The following is a 20026-nucleotide window of genomic DNA, read 5'->3' as shown; positions in this document are numbered from 1 at the left end:
CGCCATGCGTCGTCAGCCGTAGTGGGCGTACTCGTAGCCGTTGGCGATGATGGCGGCCACCTGCTGGTAGTTCTCCTCGCCGGCGGCGAAGCTGAGCAGCACCTCGGCGCGCGAGGCGCCGGCGGCCAGCGTCCAGGTCCAGTAGTCGTACCCGGTCTGGTCGTAGGCGCGGTGCAGCACGTTGCTGTACAGCTTGGCGACGAAGGCCGCATCGGTGGGGTTGGCGCCGCCGTAGAGCCGGGCGAATTCCTCGCTGCGCAGGAAGCTCTCGGCGATGCCGGCCATGCCGGCGCCCTGGTCGGCCTGCGCCAGCCAGTAGCCGACTCCGGCCGCGTCCGGCTTGCGGTCGAAGGCGGCCTGGTACAGACGGTACACTTGGCCGCCAGCGCCGTCGCCGCCGACATCGAGCGCCAGCATGCCGTCCGCGAAGCGCAGCCGCTCTACGTCGTTCAGCGTGTCGGTGCCGTCCATGCCGGCGAGGGCACTGACGGTCAGCGCTTCGTTTTGCCACGCCAGGTCATAGGCGCGGCGCGCTCCCGTGAAGACCGCGGTGTCGACGCCGGCGCCGCCGAAAAGTTGGTCGGCCTCCGCGCCGCCGGACAAGGTATCGTTGCCGGCTTCGCCGAAAAGGTAGTCGGGATCCGCGCCACCGGACAGCATATCGTTGCCGGCATCGCCGACAAGGTAGTCGGGGTCCGCGCCACCGGACAGGATGTCATTGCCGGCGCCGCCGAAAAGGTAGTCGTCGCTGGCGCCGCCGGACAGGGTGTCGTTGCCGGCCCCTCCGAACAGCTCGTTGCTTATCGCGTTGCCGGTCAACGCGTCGTTGCCGGCGCCGCCCTTGGCGCCCACGATGACGCTGCCGAAGTTGATCGTGATCTGTCCGGCGGCGGTGATGGTGTCCGCCTTGGCGCCGATGTGGCTCCAGTGGCCGGGTTCGAGGTTCAGCGTCAGGTCGGCGGTCAGGTGCGCGCCATCGATGATGTTGAGGCCTGCGCCGACCCAGATCATGTTGGCGGCGGTCGCAACGAGCACGTGCGTCCGTGCGCCGGTGGCGCCGGGCGCCACGCCGTACAGGTACTGCAGCGCGGCGATGTCCAGCGGACTGAATCGGTCGTATTGCGCCAGTTCCCCTTCCGTGTAGCTCATGACCGTGGCGTCGGTCTGGTCCTCGCCCGACCCAAGATAGGGGCCGGCGCCGATCTCCCCTCCATAGGCGTCCGGCGCGGCGAAGGGATGCTTCAGGCCCAGCGAGTGCCCCAGCTCATGCATCAGCAGCGAGTACAGCGAGTCGCCGTCATCCCGGCTGGGATGCATGACGAGAAAGTCTTCGCTCAGCATGAGCGGGGATCCGAAGTCGTCGTGGAGGCTGTTCGCGTAGGCGGCGGAGTCTTCCTGCCGGTTGTTGCCGAACACAATGCTCAAAGGCTGGTCGGGGGAATCGGTCTCCTCGAACTTGATGTTCAGCACCGTTTCGATATAGGCCAGGGCCTTGCGGGTGTAGGCGATCTGGTCTTCCGTGAAAGGCAGGAAGTCCCGCCTGTCATCGTCGGTGAAGAAATCCGCCGGCGTCGTGGGAAAGCTGTAGTGGACGCTGCGGCCGGCTGTCCGCACCAGCATCGCGACATACGGCGCATAGTCCGCCGTCAGCGCGTCGACCCAGTACGGCAGCCGCTGCACGCCGGGCGCCCAGGTCCAGTTTTCCACCTCGTCCGCCGTCTTGTACCAGTCGGCGTTGATGACGCCGCCATCGACGCCGCCGCTGTCGCTGATATAGTCGTCCTGGCTGTGGACCAGGTAGGTGTCGTCGCCCTTTTGGCCCAGGAGCAGATTGGCGCCGTCGCCGCCATCCAGCGTGTCCCGGCCGTCGCCTCCGGCGAGAAGATCGTCGCCGCCGCCGCCAAGCAGCAGGTCGTCGCCGGCGCCGCCAATGAGGTAGTCGCCGTCGCCGCCTCCTTCCACGCGGTCGTCGCCAAGTCCGGCATCGACGAAATTGCCCTGATCATCGCCGAGCAGGTAATCGCCGCCGTCGCCGCCCTCGGTCAGCGCATCGGGGCCGGCGGGGATGTAGCGGCCGCCGTCGGGGAAGGTCAGCGCCAGGCTGGCCGCCGTCAGCGCGCCGCCGGCCACCGGCGTCAGGGTCAGCGTGCCCAGCGCGCCCGCCGCCAGCAACAGCCGGCCGTCGGCGACGCTCAGTTCCAATTGGGATGCCGCGATCCCCGAGAGTTCCAGTGTGTCGCCGGCCGCGTACTGGATCGATTTGGTCTCGCCCGCCACCCATTTGAACGCCGTCATCTCATGCTGAATTTCATTAATAGAAAGTTCATTTTAGCAATATATTAGTAATTTTTCAATTCGGCGCGGGGCGAGGCGCCGGAACCGGTTTGGACGTACAATTCCGGCATGGAAAAAAACGCGACCGCCCCCTTGCCTCGCGCCGCCTACCTGGGCGGCCTGGCGATCGCCGTCGGCGGCGCGGTGCTGTTTTCCACCAAGGCGGTGGTGGCCAAGCTGCTCTACCGCCACCAGATCGACGCGGTCACCCTGATCGCCTTCCGCATGCTGTTCTCGCTGCCCGTGTTCGCCGCCGTCGCCGTCTGGAAGATGCGCGCCGGGCCACCTCTGGGCAGGGCGGACCGCTGGCGCGTCGTCGGCCTGGGCCTGGTCGGCTACTACCTGTCCAGCTTCCTCGACTTCCTCGGCCTGCAATACATCTCCGTCGGCCTGGAGCGGCTGATCCTGTTCCTGACGCCGACCTTCGTGCTGCTGATCTCCACCCTGTTCCTCAAGCAGCACATCGGCCGCCGCCAGTGGCTGGCGCTGCTCACCTCCTACGCCGGCATCGTGCTGGTGTTCCTGCACGACCTGAAGGGCGGCGGCAACGTGGCGCTGGGCGCGTCGCTGGTGCTGGGCTCGGCTGCGGCCTACGCGGCCTATCTGCTGCTGTCCGGCGAGATGGTCCAGCGCCTCGGCTCGCTGCGCCTGGTGGCCTACGCCATGTGCGTCTCCAGCGTCGCCTGCGTCGGCCAGTTCTTCCTGCTGCGCCCGGCCTCGATGCTGCTGCAGCCGATGCCGGTGTACGGCCTGTCGCTGGTCAACGGCATCTTCTGCACCGTGATGCCGGTGTTCATGACCATGGTCGCCGTGCAGCGCATCGGCGCCGGCACGGCCTCGCAGGCCGGCATGATAGGCCCGGTCTCCACCCTGTTCCTCGGCGCGCTGATCCTCGGCGAGCCGGTAACCGACTGGCAGCTCGGCGGCACCGCACTGGTGCTGGCCGGGATCTACCTGTTGTCAAAAAAATAGCACTCAACCACCACTACGGACGCTTCCACCATGAATCCCCGCATCGCCCTGATCGCCCACGACAAGAAAAAAGACGACATGATCGCGCTGGCCACCGAATACGCGGCCTTCCTCAAGCAGTGCACGCTGGTCGCCACCGGCACCACCGGCGGCCGCCTGGCCAACGAGGTGGGCCTGACGGTGGACCGCAAGCACTCCGGCCCCTTCGGCGGCGACCTGCAGATCGGCTCGCTGCTGGTGGAGGGCCTGATCGACGCCGTGATCTTCCTGCGCGACCCGATGACGCCGCAGCCGCACGAGCCGGACATCAACGCCCTGGTGCGCGCCTGCGACGTGCACAACGTGGCTTGCGCCACCAATCTGTCCAGCGCCCACCTGGTGCTGTCGCAGCTGCAGTCGAACGCGGCGCAGTAGCCGCCGCGTTCCGACGGCGCGACCGTTTCCGGCCAACGCTGGCACAATCGCGCCATCCGCAATCCTTTGAAGGAGCCGACATGAGCAAGGCGATACGCATGACCCGCACCGGCGGGCCGGAGGTGATGGAGTACGTGGATGTCGAGGTCGGCCCGCCCGGTCCCGGCGAAGCCACCGTGCGCCACGCCGCCATCGGCCTCAATTTCATCGACGTCTATTTCCGCACCGGTCTGTATCCGCAGCCGCTGCCCGCCGGCCTGGGCCAGGAGGGCGCCGGAGTGGTGGAGGCGGTGGGCGAGGGCGTGACCGAGGTGAAGGTGGGCGACCGGGTGGCCTACGCGGGCCGTCCCAACGGCGCCTACGCCGACGTGCGCAACCTGCCGGCCGCGCTGCTGGTGGCGCTGCCGGACAAGATCGACTTCGAGACCGCCGCCGCCATGATGCTGCAGGGCTTGACCGTGCAATACCTGTTCCACCGCACGGTGCCGCTGAAGGCGGGCGACACGGTGCTGTTCCACGCGGCGGCCGGCGGCGTGGGGCTGATCGCCTGCCAGTGGGCGCGCGTGATGGGGCTGAACCTGATCGGCACGGTCGGTTCGGCCGAGAAGGCCGCGCTGGCCATCGAGCACGGCGCCAGGCACGTGATCAACTACAACACGGACAACTTCACGGAAAAGGTGCGGGAGCTGACCGGCGGCGAGGGCGTGTCGGTGGTGTTCGATTCCATCGGCAAGGACACCTTCGCCGGCTCGCTGGACTGCCTGGCGCCGCTGGGCACCATGGTCAGCTTCGGCAACGCGTCCGGCCCGGTGCCGCCGTTCAACCTGGGCGAGCTGCAGTCGCGCGGCTCGCTGTTCATCACCCGGCCCACGCTGGCGACGCACACGGCCAAACGGGAGAACCTGGAGGCGATGGCGAAATCGCTGTTCGGCGTGGTCAAGAGCGGGGAGGTGAAGATCGTCGTCCAGCAGCGCTATAATCTGGCCGACGTCGCCCGGGCCCATGCCGACCTGGAGGCGCGCAAAACCACCGGCTCCACCATCCTGATACCCGCCCATGACTGAACCCACGACCCAGCCACCAGCCGACGACGACGGCTCCCCCAAATTCGGACGCCTGTTGATCGTGCTGGTGCTGGCCGTGCTGCTGGTGGTGGCGCTGACATTCGCCACCGAGGCCTACTACAGCTGACGAGGGTGCTTACTGCAGGGTGAGCTCCACCTGCTTGACCTTGCCGTTCTCGCCCGGGAAACCGGTGAAGGCGCTTTGCACCAGGGCCGGCATCACCGTCGGCGTGGCGCGTTTGCGGCTGGTGTTCTGCACCGTCACGTCGAACAGCTTCTTGCCGTCGATGGTGCTGATCGCCACGCGCAGCTGGCGCTCGTAGTTGTGCAGGATGGTTTCCTGCATTTCCAGCGGACTATCCCAGAACGGGTCGTAGAACGGGCTGTAGCGGTAGCCGAAATAGGGGCGGTAGTAGCCGCGCCGGTAGAAGCCGCCGCCGTAGTAGCGCGGTCCCCAGTACGGCGAGCCCATCCAGAACGGGTCGGTCGCGCGCAGCACCTTGGTGGGACGGTCGATGGTGCTGAAATGCACGCCCACGCGCAGTTTGGGGCTGGCGCCGTCGGCCGCCTGGGTGAAGCCCAGCTTGGCCAACTCGCCGGCCACCATGGCCTGGTAGGTGCGCAGTTCCAGCGTGTCGTCGGCGGACGCGGGCGGCGCTTCGAAGACATAGGTTTTCTCGGGCAGGCTCGCCGGCCACTGCTGGAAGGTGGTGACATCGCTACGGATGGTCGTGGCGCAGCCGCTCAGCAGCAAACTGGCCGCCGCCACCAGAATCGCTAGTGTTCTCATGGTGTTCCCCAAAATACGTCGACAAAAATCAAACGGATACTGCCTCTGTTAGTGTATGGCGGCAGTCTTTGTTGCGCTCAATTATTACAGATTGTTACGGCGGCGGGGAAAGCGGAAAAGAATGGCGGATCGCTAATAGGCGCGTCGCCCGGCGCTGGTATTGGTAAAATAGCCCTTCCTTCCTTGTCCGATCGAACATCCCAATGCGCACCGACAGCCCACAGACGATCTTCCGTAAAGACTATACCCCTCCCAGCTATCTGGTACACACCGTTGAACTGGGCTTCGACCTCGATCCCGCGCGCACCATCGTGGCCAATCGTGTGACGATGAGCCGCAATCCGGACAGCGCCAGCGCCGACATCGTGCTGCACGGCGAGGAAATCGAGCTGGTGGCGCTGCGCATGAACGGCAAGGCCTTGCGGCCGGGCCAGTACCTGCTGGGCGCCAGCACCCTGACCATCCCGAAGGCGCCGGCCGAGGTCACCTTGGAGATCGAAACGCTGTGCTCGCCGGAGACCAACACCACGCTGTCCGGCCTGTACGTGTCCAACGGCAGCTTCTACACCCAGTGCGAGGCCGAGGGCTTCCGCCGCATCACCTACTTCCCGGACCGGCCCGACGTGATGGCCAAGTACACGGTGATGCTGCGCGCGGACAAGCGGCGCTTCCCGGTGCTGCTGTCCAACGGCAACCTGGTCGAGCGGGGCGAGCTGGACGACGGCCGCCACTACGCCAAGTGGGAGGACCCGTTCAAGAAGCCGTCCTACCTGTTCGCGCTGGTGGCCGCGCGCCTGGTGTGCCAGGAGGAGACCTACACGCTCAAGTCCGGCCGCGAGGTGCTGCTGCAGGTGTGGGTCGAGGAGGGCAACCTGGACAAGACCGACTACGCCATGCAGTCGCTGAAGAACAGCATCCGCTGGGACGAGGAGCGCTTCGGCCTGGAGCTGGACCTGGACCGCTTCATGATCGTCGCGGTGGGCGACTTCAACATGGGCGCGATGGAAAACAAGGGCTTGAACATCTTCAACACCAAGTTCGTGCTGGCCAACCCGCGGGTGGCCACCGACATCGACTACGCCGGCATCGAGGCGGTGGTCGGCCACGAGTACTTCCACAACTGGACCGGCAACCGCGTGACCTGCCGCGACTGGTTCCAGCTGTCGCTGAAGGAGGGCCTGACCGTGTTCCGCGACCAGGAATTCTCGGCCGACATGATAGGCACGGCCAGCGGCCGCGCCGTCACCCGCATCGACCAGGTGCGCACCCTGCGCCAGGCCCAGTTCCCCGAGGACGCCGGCCCGATGGCGCACCCGGTGCGGCCCGACTCCTTCGTCGAGATCAACAACTTCTACACGGTGACCGTGTACGAAAAGGGCGCCGAGGTGGTGCGCATGTACCAGACCCTGCTGGGCCGCGAGGGCTTCCGCAAGGGCATGGACCTGTATTTCGCGCGCCACGACGGCCAGGCCGTGCAGTGCGACGACTTCCGCAACGCCATGGCCGACGCCAACGGCATCGACCTGTCCCAGTTCGAGCGCTGGTACAGCCAGGCCGGCACGCCCGTCGTCAGCGCCGTCACGCGCTACGACGCGGCCGACGAGACCTACGAGATCACGCTCAGCCAGCGCTGCCCGGACACGCCCGGCCAGAGCGACAAGCTGCCGTTCCACATCCCGGTCGCCATCGGCCTGCTGGGCGCGGACGGCAACGACCTGCCGCTGGCCGTGAACGGCAAGGTGGTGGGCGCCACCACCGCCGTGCTGGACTTCACCGAGGCCGAGCAGACCTTCCGCTTCACCAACGTGCACGAGAAGCCTGTGCCGTCCATCCTGCGCGACTTCTCCGCGCCGGTGGTGCTGGAGTACGGCTACACGGACGAGGAGCTGCTGCACCTGTTCCGCCACGACAGCGACCCCGTGAACCGCTGGGAGGCGGGCCAGCGCCTGGCCATGGCGCGCCTGCTCAAGCTGACCGCGGCGGTGGCCGACGGCGCCACGCTGGCGCTGGACGACACCTTCATCGCCGCGCAGCGCGCGGTGCTGGTGGACGCGTCGCTGGACGCGGCCTTCCGCGAGCAGGCGCTGATCCTGCCGTCCGAGACCATCATCGCCGAGCACATGGACGTGGTGGACCCGCAGGCGATCCACACGGCGCGCCAGTTCATGCGCCGCACCATGGCCGCCGAGCTGGGGCCGGAACTGCTGGAGCAGTACGAGGCCAACCTGACGCCCGGCCCCTACAGCCCGGACGCGCAGTCGGCCGGCAAGCGCGGGCTGAAGAACCTGTGCCTGGCCTACCTGATGGTGGCGCCGGGACCGGCCGAGATCAAGCTTGCGCGCAACCAGTTCGAAAAGGCCGGCAACATGACCGACCGCGCCGCCGCGCTGGTGGCGCTGATCCACAGCGGCGCGGACGCGTCCGGCCACCTGCAAAGCTTCTACGACGACTTCTCCGGCGAGGCGCTGGTGGTCGACAAATGGTTCGCCATGCAGGCCGCCGCGCCGGGCACGGACCTGGCGGCGGTGCGCGCGCTGATGCTGCACCCGGCCTTCACGCTGAAGAACCCGAACCGCGCGCGCAGCCTGCTGTTCAACTTCTGCAACGCCAACCCCTCGCGGTTCCACGCGGCCGACGGCAGCGGCTACGCCTTCTGGGCCGAGCACGTGATCGCGCTGGACGCCATCAACCCGCAGGTCGCGGCGCGCCTGGCGCGCAGCATGGACCGCTGGCGCCGCTACGTGCCCGAGCTGCGGTCGCGGATGGGCGCGGCGCTGGAACGGGTGGCGGCGGCGGGGCCGCTGTCGAACGACGTCGCCGAAGTGATCGGCAAAGCGCTGGCCAATTAATCAGTACGAACTCAAAACCAACCAAGGGAAACAATGAAACGCATCAGCCTGACCCAGTACCTGGTCGAAGAACAACGCCTGCACAACACGATCCCGGCCGAGCTGCGCCTGCTGATCGAAGTGGTCGCGCGTTCCTGCAAAACCATCGCCCACAGCGTCGGCAAGGGCGCCCTGGGCGACGTGCTCGGCGCGCTGGAATCCGAGAATGTGCAGGGCGAGGTGCAGAAGAAGCTGGACGTGATCTCCAACGAGATCCTGCTCGAGGCCAATGAATGGGGCGGCCACCTGGCGGCCATGGCGTCGGAGGAGATGGAATCGATCCACCCGATCCCGAACCGCTATCCGAAGGGCGAATACATGCTGCTGTTCGATCCGCTGGACGGCTCCTCCAACATCGACGTCAACGTCTCCATCGGCACCATCTTCTCCGTGCTGAAGGCGCCGGAGGGCATGGGCCAGCCGACCGAGGCCGACTTCATGCAGGCCGGCAGCAAGCAGGTCGCCGCCGGCTACGCCGTGTACGGCCCGCAGACCATGCTGGTGCTGACCACCGGCCGCGGCGTGAACTGCTTCACGCTGGACCGCGAGATGGGGTCGTGGGTGTTGACCCAGCGCGACATGCAGATCCCGGCCAAGACCAAGGAATTCGCCATCAACATGTCCAACGCGCGCCACTGGCACGCGCCGGTCAAGCGCTACATCGACGAGCTGCTGGCCGGCGACAGCGGTCCGCGCGGCACCAACTTCAACATGCGCTGGGTCGCCTCCATGGTGGCCGACGTGCACCGCATCCTGAACCGCGGCGGCATCTTCATGTACCCGGCCGACATGCGGGACACCTCGATGCCGGGCAAGCTGCGCCTGATGTACGAGGCCAACCCGATGGCCTTCATCGTCGAGCAGGCGGGCGGCGCGGCCACCGACGGCAAGCAGCGCATCATGGACATCGAGCCGCACAAGCTGCACCAGCGCGTGCCGGTGTTCCTGGGCTCGCGCGACGAGGTGGCCGTGGTGACCAGCTACCACCACGAGTGATTGATTTTTCGCAATTGATGAACAAATGATGAACAAATATCGCGGAGGCACTAGCGCTTTGCATAATTTGTTTGTTAAAATGCGATCCTCTTTCACCGCAGCCGGTCTGTACCGCTGCAGGCGTTAGGCAGGTTTCGCCGCTTTAGCTCAGTTGGTAGAGCAGTTCATTCGTAATGAAAAGGTCGCCAGTTCGATTCCGGCAAGCGGCACCAGTAGGAAGAAAAAGGGTTGCAAGCGCGAGCTTGCAGCCCTTTTTTGCATTCCGGCGCGTCGACCTGCGATGCGGCCACCGATCCCCGATACGCCAACAACAGGCCCAACGTTGCAATCCGCCGCGTGCCGACTTGATCGGTGCAGGTCCCTGCGCGTGGCGATGCGCGATCATGCCCATTACAGGGCGCGCTGGCGCGGTAGAGGAAGCGATGTTCGAAAATAGTCAACTGAACTGGCTGGTGTTCGAAGGGCTGCTGCCATTGTTCGGGTCGGGCCTGCTGTTTGTTGGCGTGGGTTGGTGCAAGTACGCGGTTTCGTCCTCGGTGTCGTCGTTTGCGTGGCGCGAGGCGATCGATTCCATGGGCTGGCTCTATGGCGCGTTGACCATCGCGGTACAGTCGTCCGTGCGATGTTTCGACGCGGGAAAGGCCGAAATCGGGCTGGGTTGGTGGGCCGTTTTTTGTGCTATTGTTTGTGCCATGTTGTTGATTTCCGCGATGGGGGAACGGGGCCACGATCCCGCTTGGCAACCGACATCCAAGTTGAAATGGCATGCTTTCGCTTTGGTTGCGGTGGTGCTATTGAATGGCTACCGCGTCCAGGCCATACCCAAGAAGGGGAGCTCCCCAGTAACAACCCCGGCGGCGGCGGTCGCGCCATCCCCAGCCGCGCCGCCAGCATTGGATAGCAAGGAGAGGCCATGAACACGCCAGTGAGTGACTATTCGCAGCGGGGCAGTATCGAACCCAAGGATATGTCGGTGCAGGGTGTCCACGCCGAGCCGGCAATGTTGCAAGACCATCCTCCACGTCCCCGCCATCATGCTGTGCAATTGGGACAGCCGGCCATTCCCGGCCAGCCAATCAAGGTCGAGTGCGTGGACCGCCCCCGCGCCGCGCCGCTTCCGCTCACGCAGCTGGCCACCGTACTGAGTAGTGGCGCCGCCGCGGGAGGGCTAGTCTTGGCGTTTGCTCCCGCCGCGCTGATTCCCGCGATGGTCGCGGGCAGTGTCGCGACCGTCGTCAGCGTGCTGGCGACCAGGTTTCAGAACCGGTAGTTCTCAAGTCCCCGCGAGACCCCCACGAACTTCGCATGAAAGAGGGCCAGGTCCGGCCTCCAGGGATTCAAATCTGATCAGTCCAGATCCAGGATCCTGCGGAAATTGGATCTGTATTCACTGGGGGTGCAGCCCTGCATGCGTCGGAAACTTCTCGTGAAATTCGCTTGGTCGCTGAAGCCGGTTTTCTCGGCGATATCGTGAAGCGGCAAACCCGACCTGCGCAGGAACCAGCAAGCCAATTCACCACGGGCTTCATCGAGCAAGAGCTGGTAACTGAGTTCCTCTGATTCCAGCTTTCGAATCAAGGTTCTTTTCGACATGGCCAGCTTGTCAGCGACTTCTTGCAGCGATGGCCATGCGGGTGTCCGTTGATGGAGCAAATGGCGAACCTTGGCTCCCGTGCTGCCCTTCAGTTTGGACAACTCTTCTTCACCCGCCATCTTGAGCCGCATGCATAAATCCGGGTCCGCGGTCTGAGACGGCTGTAGCGCCACCTCCATTGGAATCTGAAGGCTGAGGGACTCCTTGTTGAAGTCGAAAACCCCGGCGGGTATGGAGGAACGCCCCAGCCGGGATGGCGTCTCCCATGGGAAGGTGAGTCGCATCGCATTGAGCGCCGTGTCTTCCGAAATGGCCTTGAATACATTGAAAATCGCCAGCACGGTCGAATACATCAGGAACCGCTCGTAACGGGCAAGGTTTAAACGTGGCCGGACCTCCAGGACCGCCATGTCGGCCTGCTGCAGACATCGGTAATTGAACAGGTGATTGCGAATGGGCCCGTAGCGCACCATCGTCACCATGGCGTCCCACAGGGTGTCGCTGGACAGCGCGACCAGCCCCATCGCTCCGTGCGCGGCGCCAGGAACCGCCAAACCCAAATCGATGCCTGCCTCCGGCGTGTCCAGCGCATGAAACACCTCGATGGAGGGAAGAAAGTCCAAGAGGGGCAGCAATCGCGGCTGGCCGGTAAAGGGACGCGGCAGGGGAAGGCGATGCGCGGCGAGGAGCTTGGTAAAGATCTGGTAGTACGCCGAGTGGATGCTGGGTTCAAACCATGACGAGGGCAACTCGCTGTTCCTCGTGCCCGTCGCGCTATTGAATCTGGTCATGGAAGGCTTTGCTGGCAGGTGCATGGATTCGAGAGGGGTGGTGTCATCTTAAGACAAATATCTGGCACTATCAAGCATTGTTGAGGGCGCCCCTGGACTCGATAATCTGTCACGGACCGCAGGCCGAATCCGTGACTAGCAAGAGACCATCTGGAGACACCATGAACCATCGACAAAAATTCAAATCCTTGGAGGAACGCAGCCATGTCCTCTAACTCTTCTTCCAACAATCCCGTCAGGGTCCCGCCTGAAAAGAAGGCCGAGCTGTACCGCCTGACGAACCCGCCGAAAGTGGCGTGGCCTACTGTAATGGTGTTGGTTTACATCGTGGTTGGCGTGATATCCGTCGACGTGGCGGTCGTGCGGGGCCATATCCCACTGTGGGCGGGAATGCTTTTGAATGTGGCGACGATGTTTCCCATGTTCCATGTGATGCATGACTCGATGCATCGTTCCGCGTCATCCAATGTGAGGTTGAATGATTGGATCGGGCGCATCGACCTTCTCGTGGTGGGGCCGCATACCACCTTGGAGTTGTGCCGTTATTCGCACATGATGCATCACCGTTTCACCAACGATGCCAAGGATCCGGACAACTATATCCACGGCAGTGGGTGGACGCTGCCGCTGCGTTGGATGACTTTTGACTTTAGCTACGCGTGGTACAACCTGACCAACAATGACCCGCGCAGCCGAAAAGTCATGCTTCAAGCGCTGCCCAATATGATCGCCACCGCTTTGGTCGCAGGCTGGCTGGTCGACCAGGGATATGGTTGGCATGTGCTGATGCTGTGGTTCATACCTACACGCATCGTGTCCGGGCTGATTGCGTTCGTATTCCTGTGGTTGCCTCATCTGGACGGAGATGAAAACGGCAAAGTCGGGCATATCACGAGCGCCGGATCGACCGCGGACAACCTGACCGCGGGCACCACCATGCGCCTCGGCAGCGAGGGGATTCTGAACTTCCTGATGCAGTGGCACAACTATCATCTGATCCACCATCTCTGGCCCACCACCCCGTCTTACAACCACGCCAAGGTCTGGAAACTCATGGAGCCGGAACTGCGCGAGCGCGACCTGCGCATTCAGTACAACTTCGATCTGATTCCCACATTGCACCGCGGCGGTACGACCGCCGCGGGCGTCCGCTGAGCAAGCGGCAATATTCGGGAGTGCCGGGCGGCTCGCCGCGATCGAGGCTCGTTTTCGTCACGTGGCGCGTGGTCTGTCCACCCCCGAGAGACTCAACCAATCACAGAGAACCACAATGATCAATTCAAAGCAAAACGGCAGGAATCATTCCGCCGAACCGACGTTCCTGAAGGTTTCCGACTCGGTCTCCCTCCGCTATGAGCGGTCGGGCGATGGCCCGCCGCTCATTCTCCTCCACACGATCCGTACGCAGATTGAGTATTTCCGCGACCTGGTGCCGCTACTCGCGAAGAAGTTCACGGTTTACGCCGTGGATCTGCCCGGGCATGGCCTGTCTTCCATCGACACCTCGGAGCCGTACGACGAGCCGTACATGCGAAAAAATATCATCACCTTCATCAAGGCCCTGGATCTGCGCGCAGTGACCATGGTGGGTGAATCGATCGGCGCCGTGATCTCGCTGACGACGGCTGCCGATGTTCCCGACCGCATCAAAGCGGTCTACGCGCTCAATACTTACGACTACGAGACGCGATACGGCGATGGTCTCCGCCGCGGCAACTGGTTCGCGAACATGATCATCGGCAGTTTGCAAGTCCCCGTCTTCGGACCGATTGCCGCCGCTATCGCCACTCCCTGGATTGTCCGAAAGATCATGGGGGGCGGTTATGCGGATCCACGTAAATTGCCCGCTGACCTGCTTGCCATATTTTTCAAGACTGGCAGTCGTCCCAACTTCCACTACGTCGAGCGAAGGGTGCTGGCCGTGTGGCGCTCTTGGAGCAAGGCGCGTGAGAGGTATTTCGGTGTGGAAGCGCCTGTAACCCTCATCTATGGCGAGAAGGACTGGTCGCGCGTCCCGGAGCGGAATCGCACAAAGGACGCGCTGAAAAACGCCCGCATGTTCACGCTCCGGGACACGGGTCATTTCTCGGCGGTCGAGAATCCGAAAGAAGTCGCGAGAATTATCCTGTCGTGATTTGGAGCGGCTTGCCAGCGCGTGAAAGGGGCGGCCCCGCATGCGTCGGAAACCGCCCGTGAAATTCGCTTGCTCGCCGATCCTGGCCGCAGACCGAATCCTTCACCAACAAGAAACCATCTGGAGACACCATGAGAAAGTTCCGCTGCACCTACTGTGCCCATGTATATGACGAAGCCAAGGGGGATCCGGACTCCGGCATCGCTCCCGGCACACGCTTCGAAGATATTCCCGACGATTGGCAATGCCTTGAATGCGGCGCACTCAAGTCCGACTATCGCCTTATTGAAAACTAAAACACGGCCATGCCCCGTTCCTCTGCCACGGAGGGGGGCGGGCATCAACGAGCGCCTGGCACATCAGGTTCCGTCGCACTTGGGAGTTGCACTATGGTTTCACCTATTGTCATTATCGGCACCGGACTGGCCGGATACAGCCTCGCCAAAGAGTTGCGCAAGCTCGACGCCACTATTCCCATCGTGATGATCAGCAGGGACGCCGGCGATTTCTATTCAAAGCCCATGCTGTCCAACGCGCTCCGCGCGAAGAAATCCGCCGCCGCTCTCGTCCTGAAGTCGTCGGCGGCGATGGAGGAGGAACTCCGTGCGCGGATTCTCACGCATACCGAGGTAGTGGAAATCGACTTGCAAGCACGTTGCCTCCACCTCGAGGGTGGCATGAAGCAGTCCTACGGCACGCTGGTGCTGGCGATGGGCGCGGATCCCACGCGCCCGGTACTGGAGGGGAATGGCGGGGACAGCGTCCTGTCCGTGAACGACCTGGACGACTTTTCCCTGTTCGAGAAATCACTGGCGGAGCTTGACGCTCGCGGCACCTCGCGGGATGTGCTTATTTTGGGTGCCGGCTTGATCGGATGCGAATTCGCCAACGATCTGCTGGCCCGCGGCTTCCATCCGACCGTCGTGGATGTGGCGGATCGGGTGCTGGAGCGTCTGATGCCGCCACAAGCCAGCCGGCGCTTGCAAACCAGGCTGGAACACGCCGGCGCCGCGTTCCGGTTCAAGGCGGCGGCCGTGTCGGTGAACCGCTCGGCCGCCGGATTGGCGGTGGGGTTTTCGGATGGCTCGTCGATGCGGTGCGATCTCATCATGTCCGCCATCGGGTTGAAGCCGCGGATAGGGCTCGCGGCGCAGGCGGGTCTCGAGGTTCATCGCGGAATCGTCACCGACGGAAAACTGATGACCAGCGACCCGCGGGTGTTCGCCATGGGCGACTGCGCCGAAGTGGGCCGCTCCGTGCTGCCTTTCGTTATGCCGATCATGTTCCAATGCCGCGCGTTGGCGGCGACGCTGACTGGCACGCCCACCGTGGTCAAGTATCCCGCCATGCCTGTCACGGTGAAGACGCCGGCCTGTCCGACGGTCGTATGTCCGCCGCCTTCCGGTGCCGAGGGGGCGTGGCAAGTCCTCGAAACGGAGGATGGTCTGGAAGCCCTGTTTTCGGACGGTGCCTCACCGGACCGCGCGCTGGGTTTCGCCTTACAGGAAAATTCGGTGTCGAAGCGCCAGCGGATGGCCGGTCGCGTCGCCACTTGAGCGCAACTTCAACAAGCGGCGCCCGGCGCCGCCGGAATTAATTACAAAAAATGGAGACATCAATGAAATCGGCCAATTTTGATTTCGACTGGCTTGTCATAGGCTCCGGTTTTGGCGGCAGCGTCTCGGCGCTGCGCCTTGCGGACAAGGGCTATCGCGTCGGCGTGCTCGAGCGCGGCCGGCGGTATCGCGACGAAGACTTCCCCAAGTCGGCCTGGCAGTTGGGCAAGTTCGTGTGGGCACCGGCGCTGGGCCTGAAGGGCATCTTTCGCATGGCGCTGTTTCGACACGCCTTGGCCGTCAGCGGGGCCGGCGTCGGTGGCGGCAGCATCGTGTACTCCAACACGCTGTACCGCGCCAAGCCTGAATTCTTCGAGAATGCGCAGTGGCGCACGCTCGGCAGTTGGAGCAAGCTGCTGCAGCCGCACTACGACACGGCCGAGCGCATGCTCGGCGTGACGCCCGTGCCCTTCGATTCGGTCAGCCAGCAACTGATCCGCGAGATGGCCAAACACTTCGGCACCGAGGACACCTTCACCCGCACACCCTGCGCGGTGTACTTCGGCGAGCCGGGCAAGACCGTCAGCGATCCCTACTTCGGCGGCGAAGGCCCCGACCGCACCGGATGCACGCGCTGCGGCGCCTGCATGGTGGGCTGCCGCGTCGGCGCCAAGAACACGCTGGTGAAGAACTACCTGTGGTTCGCCGAGAAGCGCGGCGTGCAAATCCTGGCGGAACGCGAGGTCGTGGACGTGACCCCGCTCGGCGCCGCCGACGGCAGCGAAGGCTACCGTGTGACCACGCAGCGCCCCGGCGCGTGGTTCGCGCGCGATCGCCAGACCCACACCGCGCGCGGCGTGGTGTTCGCCGGCGGGGCGCTCGGCACCAACGAATTGCTGGCCAACTGCAAGCACGGCGGCTCGTTGCCCCGCATCAGCGACCGTCTCGGCGAGCTGGTGCGCACCAACAGCGAATCGATCCTGACCGTGCTCCTGCCCGAGGACCGCAACACCTGGAACGATGTGGCCATCAGCTGCAGCGTGCACGTCAACCATGACACGCATATCGAGTTCATCAACTATGGCCGCAACGCCGACTTCGTTGGCATGCTTTATACGGTGCTGGTCGGCAAGGGCAACAGCATCACGCGGCCGCTGAAGTGGCTGGGCAGCATCGCAGCGCACCCGGTGCAGTGGCTGAAGACGCTGTCGCCGGTGGGCTGGAGCCGGCGCATGGTCATGCTGCTGGTGATGCAGGCGCTCGACAACGCCATCGCGCTGCGTGCCAGCAAGCGCTGGTTTGGCGGCGGCTACCGCCTGGCCTCCACCCAGAATCGCGACAAGCCGAACCCGACGTACATCGAAGCCGGCAACCGGGCGGCCAAGTGGCTGGCCGGGCACACCGGCGGCATCGCTCAAAGCAATACGCTCGAGGCACTGGGCAACATTCCGACCACGGCCCACTTGATCGGCGGTGCCGTCATTGGTGAAGATCCAGCCAGCGGCGTGGTTGACCGCCAACTGCGCGTGTTCGGTTACCGCAACTTGCTGGTGTGCGATGGGTCCGCGATGCCGGCGAATCCCGGCGTGAATCCGTCGCTGACGATCACGGCACTCGCCGAACACGCGATGGCGCAGATCCCGGCGGCGTGGGGCGCCGCAGGCGGCTCACCCGCGATCACGGCGACAAGCTCCGCAGCACCAGGTTGGAGAGATGGGGCCGTGCCTCCTCGGCGTACTCATAGTTGTACTGCAATAGCGCCGGATTGAAGTAAGGGCGCATCACCAGGAAAACCGCCGTCGCCGTCTCGTCGAGCGGCGTCTTGCGCTCGAACTCCTCCGTTTCGCGCCCTTGGCGCAGGGTGTCCCGCAATATCGCCTGGATGCGCCCGTCGAAGGCGCGCACCGCCTCCCAGCGCTCGGCGGCGGCCGAGACCGCAATGTCATGGAGCTTGCGATTTTCAACGAACAGGCGAAGGCTCGACTCGACGATCGCCTTGAACATCCGCCGCAGCTTCTCGGGCGGACGGTCGACCGCATCGATGGCCGTTCTGACATCCGTTTCGATTTCGTGCAGGCATTTTGCGCAAATCACTTCGCCGATGGCCTGCTTGGAATCGAAGAACTTGTAGATATAGGCCTTGGAAAAGCCAATGGCCTTGGCAAGGTCGGAAACGGTCGTCTTCTCGTAGCCGTACAAGCGGAAATGCTCGGTCGCCGCCGCGACGATCTGATCCCGCACCTCATGGTCGACCGGGCCACGGGCCGGGCTGGGGGAAATGGCCGCTCTATTCATGTTCAACAGCTCACCTCTTGTCTTCGGTTCGCCCAACGAGCAAGCAGTTCGTCATCTGGCCGGATCATCACCGCTTTTTCCTGCCGCCGCGGGCGGAATCGGGCGCAGCGCTCCCGGGAGCGACTTGACTTTCTATTTGGGCGAAATTCTCGGGGCCAGCTGCGATGCCGTTCAACAACATCGAGAGCGAAAATTGGACCATGTGCTCGGCTTTCATCTTGCGACCGGGGCCGGGAACCTGGTTTGTAAGGATCAGCATCGCCACCCCATGTTCAACCGACCAGGCGGCGTGTACCAACAGTTCAAAATCCTTGTCGGTCCATCCTTTGGCGCTGGCGTACTCGCAGACGGCGGACGCGAACAGGTTAAACGAAGATGTCGCCAATGCGTTCAGCTCCCTGGGGGGCTTCTTCTTGTCCCACATTCGAGGGCCGACCATCAAGTAGAAGAGCCCTTTTTCACGCTCGGCAAAGCTGACATAACACTCCATAATCCGGTAGAGCCTTCGCAGCGGATCGGTTGTCGACGCGACGATGCCGCGGCGCAGCGCGGCGAGTTCGTGGAAGCCGTCCGAGGCGATTGCGGCCAGCAATCCATCTTTGCCCTCGAAGTGGTGGGAGGGCGCGGCAATGGAGACGCCCACCGAGCGGGCCACGTGCCTGAGGCTCAATTCGTTGGCGCCTATCTCGTTCAGCAGACGGCGTCCTGCGACGATCAGGGCGTTGCGGAGGTCGCCATGGTGATACGAGGGGGAGGCCGCCCTGGATGCGCGCGCCGGTTTTTTCGCGGCGCCGGAAGCAATTTCGGCCGCTGCGTCGGACTCCTCGGATGGGGTCGAAAGGGATATTTTTTGCATGATGAGAGTGTATAAGCGTGTGTTCCATTCTGGCGCGCGAGGTGGCCCTGGTTCGTTACGCGGCCTTGACAGGCCACGAGGGCTCGCAAGCCGCCGCTGCGAAGTGATTGTAGCAATATTAGCGCTGCTAAGATGAATAAATTCATCACCGGGGATGAATCCGGACGGGACCATCGGTGGCGGCGTCGCGAGCCCCGGCGGCGGCGATCCGGCGCGGGCGAGCCCGTGAAATTACCGCTTGACATCCTTCTCCCCATGACATATCTTTCCTCTACCGGCTCGTTTTTTTTCAGTACATCTTATCATTGATAAGATGTCGCGTGGCTCAAGGGGCGGCATCCCTCAACCGGATGCGTGGATATGCGGCCCTGCCCACCGTGTGGCGTCGATCGCCCGGCTTGGCCGAATCAGTGTCCGCCCGGGAGTGAGCCGATGCCGGATTTCCCGCGGAAAGCAAACCCAGTGGTGTCGTGCTGGATAAAAGAATTCAACTGCCGCGCTAAACTTATCATTGATAAGATTGACGCGAAAATAGGAGATGAGTAATGAATGACGATGTTATCCTCAAGGAGCGGCACGGGAATGTGATCGTGCTATCGATGAATTCCAATCCGCACAACATCATGGGGCCAAGGCTGCTCACCCCCTTGGTCGCGGCGATGCGGGAGGCGGTCGAGCAGGGCGGGCGTGCGATTGTGCTCCGAAGCAACCTGAGGAACTTTTGCGCCGGCGCCGACGTCACGCTGTTCGACGCCCTGATCGAGGAAGCCACCACCGGGAAAGCCGCCCCCGCGATGGAGTTGGGCGTGCTGGATCTCCTGCAGGCTTTCGAGGCGCTGCCGATCCCGATCGTGGCAAGCGTTCGTGGCGCCTGCCTTGGCGGCGGACTCGAATTGGCGCTGGCTTCCGACTACGTCGTGGCCGCCGCGTCGGCGAAGTTGGGCTCGGTCGAAAGCGCGCTGGGCTTGCACCCGCTCATGGGGGGCATTCAGCGGCAGGTGCAGCGCATCGGCTTGGCGCGGGCCAAGGAAATGTCGATGCTGGGCCGCCGCTATGACGCCGAAACCCTGGAGCGCTGGGGGCTGATCAATCTGGTGGTGCCCGACGACCGCCTCGACACCGTCGCCCTGGGCGTGGCCACGGAACTCGCGAACGGACCGACCGTCGCCCATGCCGCGACCAAGAAGATCGCGGCCATTGCCGCCAACGAAGGCGTCGAGGCGGCCGATCTGGCCATGGCCGAGTTGCAGAAGCCCATCTGGGCCTCCAAGGACGTCAAGGCCGGACTCGCCTCCTTCCTGGCGCAAGGCCCCGGCTTGACCAAGTTCGAGGGGTGCTGACC

Annotated in this window: 19 protein-coding genes and 1 tRNA gene; 15 read left to right on the top strand and 5 right to left on the bottom strand. The window is 63.9% G+C overall.

Annotated features, from left to right (window positions below; genetic code table 11):
• Positions 1–12: 12 nt before the first annotated feature.
• A complete protein-coding gene (locus BM436_RS03275) occupies positions 13–2295 on the bottom strand; it encodes a DUF4214 domain-containing protein (protein ID WP_093553437.1) in 2283 nt (760 codons plus the stop codon).
• Between the two features lie 108 nt (positions 2296–2403).
• On the opposite strand from BM436_RS03275, the gene BM436_RS03270 reads away from it, so the two are divergent.
• The 4 genes from BM436_RS03270 to BM436_RS38305 all read left to right on the top strand — a co-directional run bounded on the left by BM436_RS03270 (position 2404) and on the right by BM436_RS38305 (position 4911).
• A complete protein-coding gene (locus BM436_RS03270) occupies positions 2404–3306 on the top strand; it encodes a DMT family transporter (RefSeq protein WP_093553435.1) in 903 nt (300 codons plus the stop codon).
• 30 nt (positions 3307–3336) lie between these two features.
• Entirely contained in the window at positions 3337–3720 is a 384-nt protein-coding gene (locus BM436_RS03265; RefSeq protein ID WP_093553433.1) for a methylglyoxal synthase, read from the top strand.
• An 80-nt stretch (positions 3721–3800) separates the two neighbouring features.
• A complete protein-coding gene (locus BM436_RS03260) occupies positions 3801–4784 on the top strand; it encodes a quinone oxidoreductase family protein (protein ID WP_093553431.1) in 984 nt (327 codons plus the stop codon).
• The gene (locus tag BM436_RS38305) at positions 4777–4911 is read left to right on the top strand and encodes a hypothetical protein (RefSeq protein WP_259741423.1); all 135 of its coding nucleotides are present in this window, start codon (positions 4777–4779) and stop codon (positions 4909–4911) included. The genes BM436_RS03260 and BM436_RS38305 overlap by 8 nt, the downstream gene beginning before the upstream one ends.
• A 9-nt stretch (positions 4912–4920) precedes the next feature.
• Here BM436_RS38305 and BM436_RS03255 read toward each other — a convergent pair whose 3' ends face one another.
• A complete protein-coding gene (locus BM436_RS03255; protein WP_093553429.1) occupies positions 4921–5574 on the bottom strand; it encodes a DUF4136 domain-containing protein in 654 nt (217 codons plus the stop codon).
• 203 nt (positions 5575–5777) lie between these two features.
• Here BM436_RS03255 and pepN point away from each other — a divergent pair, with 203 nt between their 5' ends.
• From pepN to BM436_RS03230, 5 genes are all read left to right on the top strand, one after another.
• Positions 5778–8423, top strand: a complete 2646-nt coding sequence (gene pepN / locus BM436_RS03250) for an aminopeptidase N (RefSeq protein ID WP_093553427.1) — start codon at positions 5778–5780, stop codon at positions 8421–8423.
• Positions 8424–8456: 33 nt separating this feature from the next.
• On the top strand, positions 8457–9458 hold the full coding sequence (locus BM436_RS03245) for a class 1 fructose-bisphosphatase (RefSeq protein ID WP_093553425.1): 1002 nt from the start codon (positions 8457–8459) through the stop codon (positions 9456–9458).
• Positions 9459–9594: 136 nt separating this feature from the next.
• Positions 9595–9670: transfer RNA gene (locus tag BM436_RS03240), tRNA-Thr, on the top strand.
• Between the two features lie 210 nt (positions 9671–9880).
• Positions 9881–10375, top strand: coding sequence for a hypothetical protein (locus BM436_RS03235; RefSeq protein ID WP_143132944.1), 495 nt, complete (start codon positions 9881–9883; stop codon positions 10373–10375).
• Positions 10372–10728, top strand: a complete 357-nt coding sequence (locus BM436_RS03230) for a hypothetical protein (protein ID WP_093553421.1) — start codon at positions 10372–10374, stop codon at positions 10726–10728. Before BM436_RS03235 ends, BM436_RS03230 begins: the two co-directional genes overlap by 4 nt.
• A 77-nt stretch (positions 10729–10805) precedes the next feature.
• Here the strand turns inward: BM436_RS03230 and BM436_RS03225 are convergent, their stop codons facing one another.
• Positions 10806–11843: a helix-turn-helix transcriptional regulator gene (locus BM436_RS03225; protein ID WP_177306914.1), complete on the bottom strand. Its 1038-nt coding sequence runs from the start codon at positions 11841–11843 to the stop codon at positions 10806–10808.
• Between the two features lie 204 nt (positions 11844–12047).
• On the opposite strand from BM436_RS03225, the gene BM436_RS03220 reads away from it, so the two are divergent.
• The 5 genes from BM436_RS03220 to BM436_RS03200 all read left to right on the top strand — a co-directional run bounded on the left by BM436_RS03220 (position 12048) and on the right by BM436_RS03200 (position 17302).
• Positions 12048–12998 (top strand): fatty acid desaturase, encoded by a 951-nt coding sequence (locus tag BM436_RS03220; RefSeq protein ID WP_093553417.1) that lies wholly within the window; start codon positions 12048–12050, stop codon positions 12996–12998.
• Between the two features lie 115 nt (positions 12999–13113).
• Complete coding sequence (locus tag BM436_RS03215) at positions 13114–13977, top strand: alpha/beta fold hydrolase (RefSeq protein WP_093553415.1); 864 nt, start codon at positions 13114–13116, stop codon at positions 13975–13977.
• A 131-nt stretch (positions 13978–14108) separates the two neighbouring features.
• Entirely contained in the window at positions 14109–14273 is a 165-nt protein-coding gene (locus tag BM436_RS03210; protein WP_093553413.1) for a rubredoxin, read from the top strand.
• 93 nt (positions 14274–14366) lie between these two features.
• Positions 14367–15533 carry an FAD-dependent oxidoreductase gene (locus tag BM436_RS03205; protein ID WP_093553411.1) on the top strand — a complete coding sequence of 389 codons (1167 nt, stop codon included), beginning with the start codon at positions 14367–14369 and terminating at the stop codon, positions 15531–15533.
• A gap of 62 nt (positions 15534–15595) precedes the next feature.
• The gene (locus BM436_RS03200; protein WP_218164806.1) at positions 15596–17302 is read left to right on the top strand and encodes a GMC oxidoreductase; all 1707 of its coding nucleotides are present in this window, start codon (positions 15596–15598) and stop codon (positions 17300–17302) included.
• Here BM436_RS03200 and BM436_RS03195 read toward each other — a convergent pair.
• Positions 17211–17828, bottom strand: a complete 618-nt coding sequence (locus BM436_RS03195) for a TetR/AcrR family transcriptional regulator (protein WP_093553407.1) — start codon at positions 17826–17828, stop codon at positions 17211–17213. The two genes, BM436_RS03200 and BM436_RS03195, sit on opposite strands and share 92 nt — an antisense overlap.
• Positions 17829–17895: 67 nt before the next feature.
• The gene (locus tag BM436_RS03190) at positions 17896–18684 is read right to left on the bottom strand and encodes a TetR/AcrR family transcriptional regulator (RefSeq protein ID WP_177306912.1); all 789 of its coding nucleotides are present in this window, start codon (positions 18682–18684) and stop codon (positions 17896–17898) included.
• 545 nt (positions 18685–19229) lie between these two features.
• Here BM436_RS03190 and BM436_RS03185 point away from each other — a divergent pair.
• A complete protein-coding gene (locus BM436_RS03185; RefSeq protein ID WP_093553403.1) occupies positions 19230–20024 on the top strand; it encodes an enoyl-CoA hydratase/isomerase family protein in 795 nt (264 codons plus the stop codon).
• The last annotated feature ends 2 nt before the right edge of the window (positions 20025–20026 follow it).

This window comes from Pseudoduganella namucuonensis (assembly GCF_900116645.1).
Taxonomy (GTDB): Bacteria; Pseudomonadota; Gammaproteobacteria; order Burkholderiales; family Burkholderiaceae_D; genus Rugamonas; species Rugamonas namucuonensis.
This window is presented reverse-complemented; position numbering and strand designations above follow the sequence as displayed.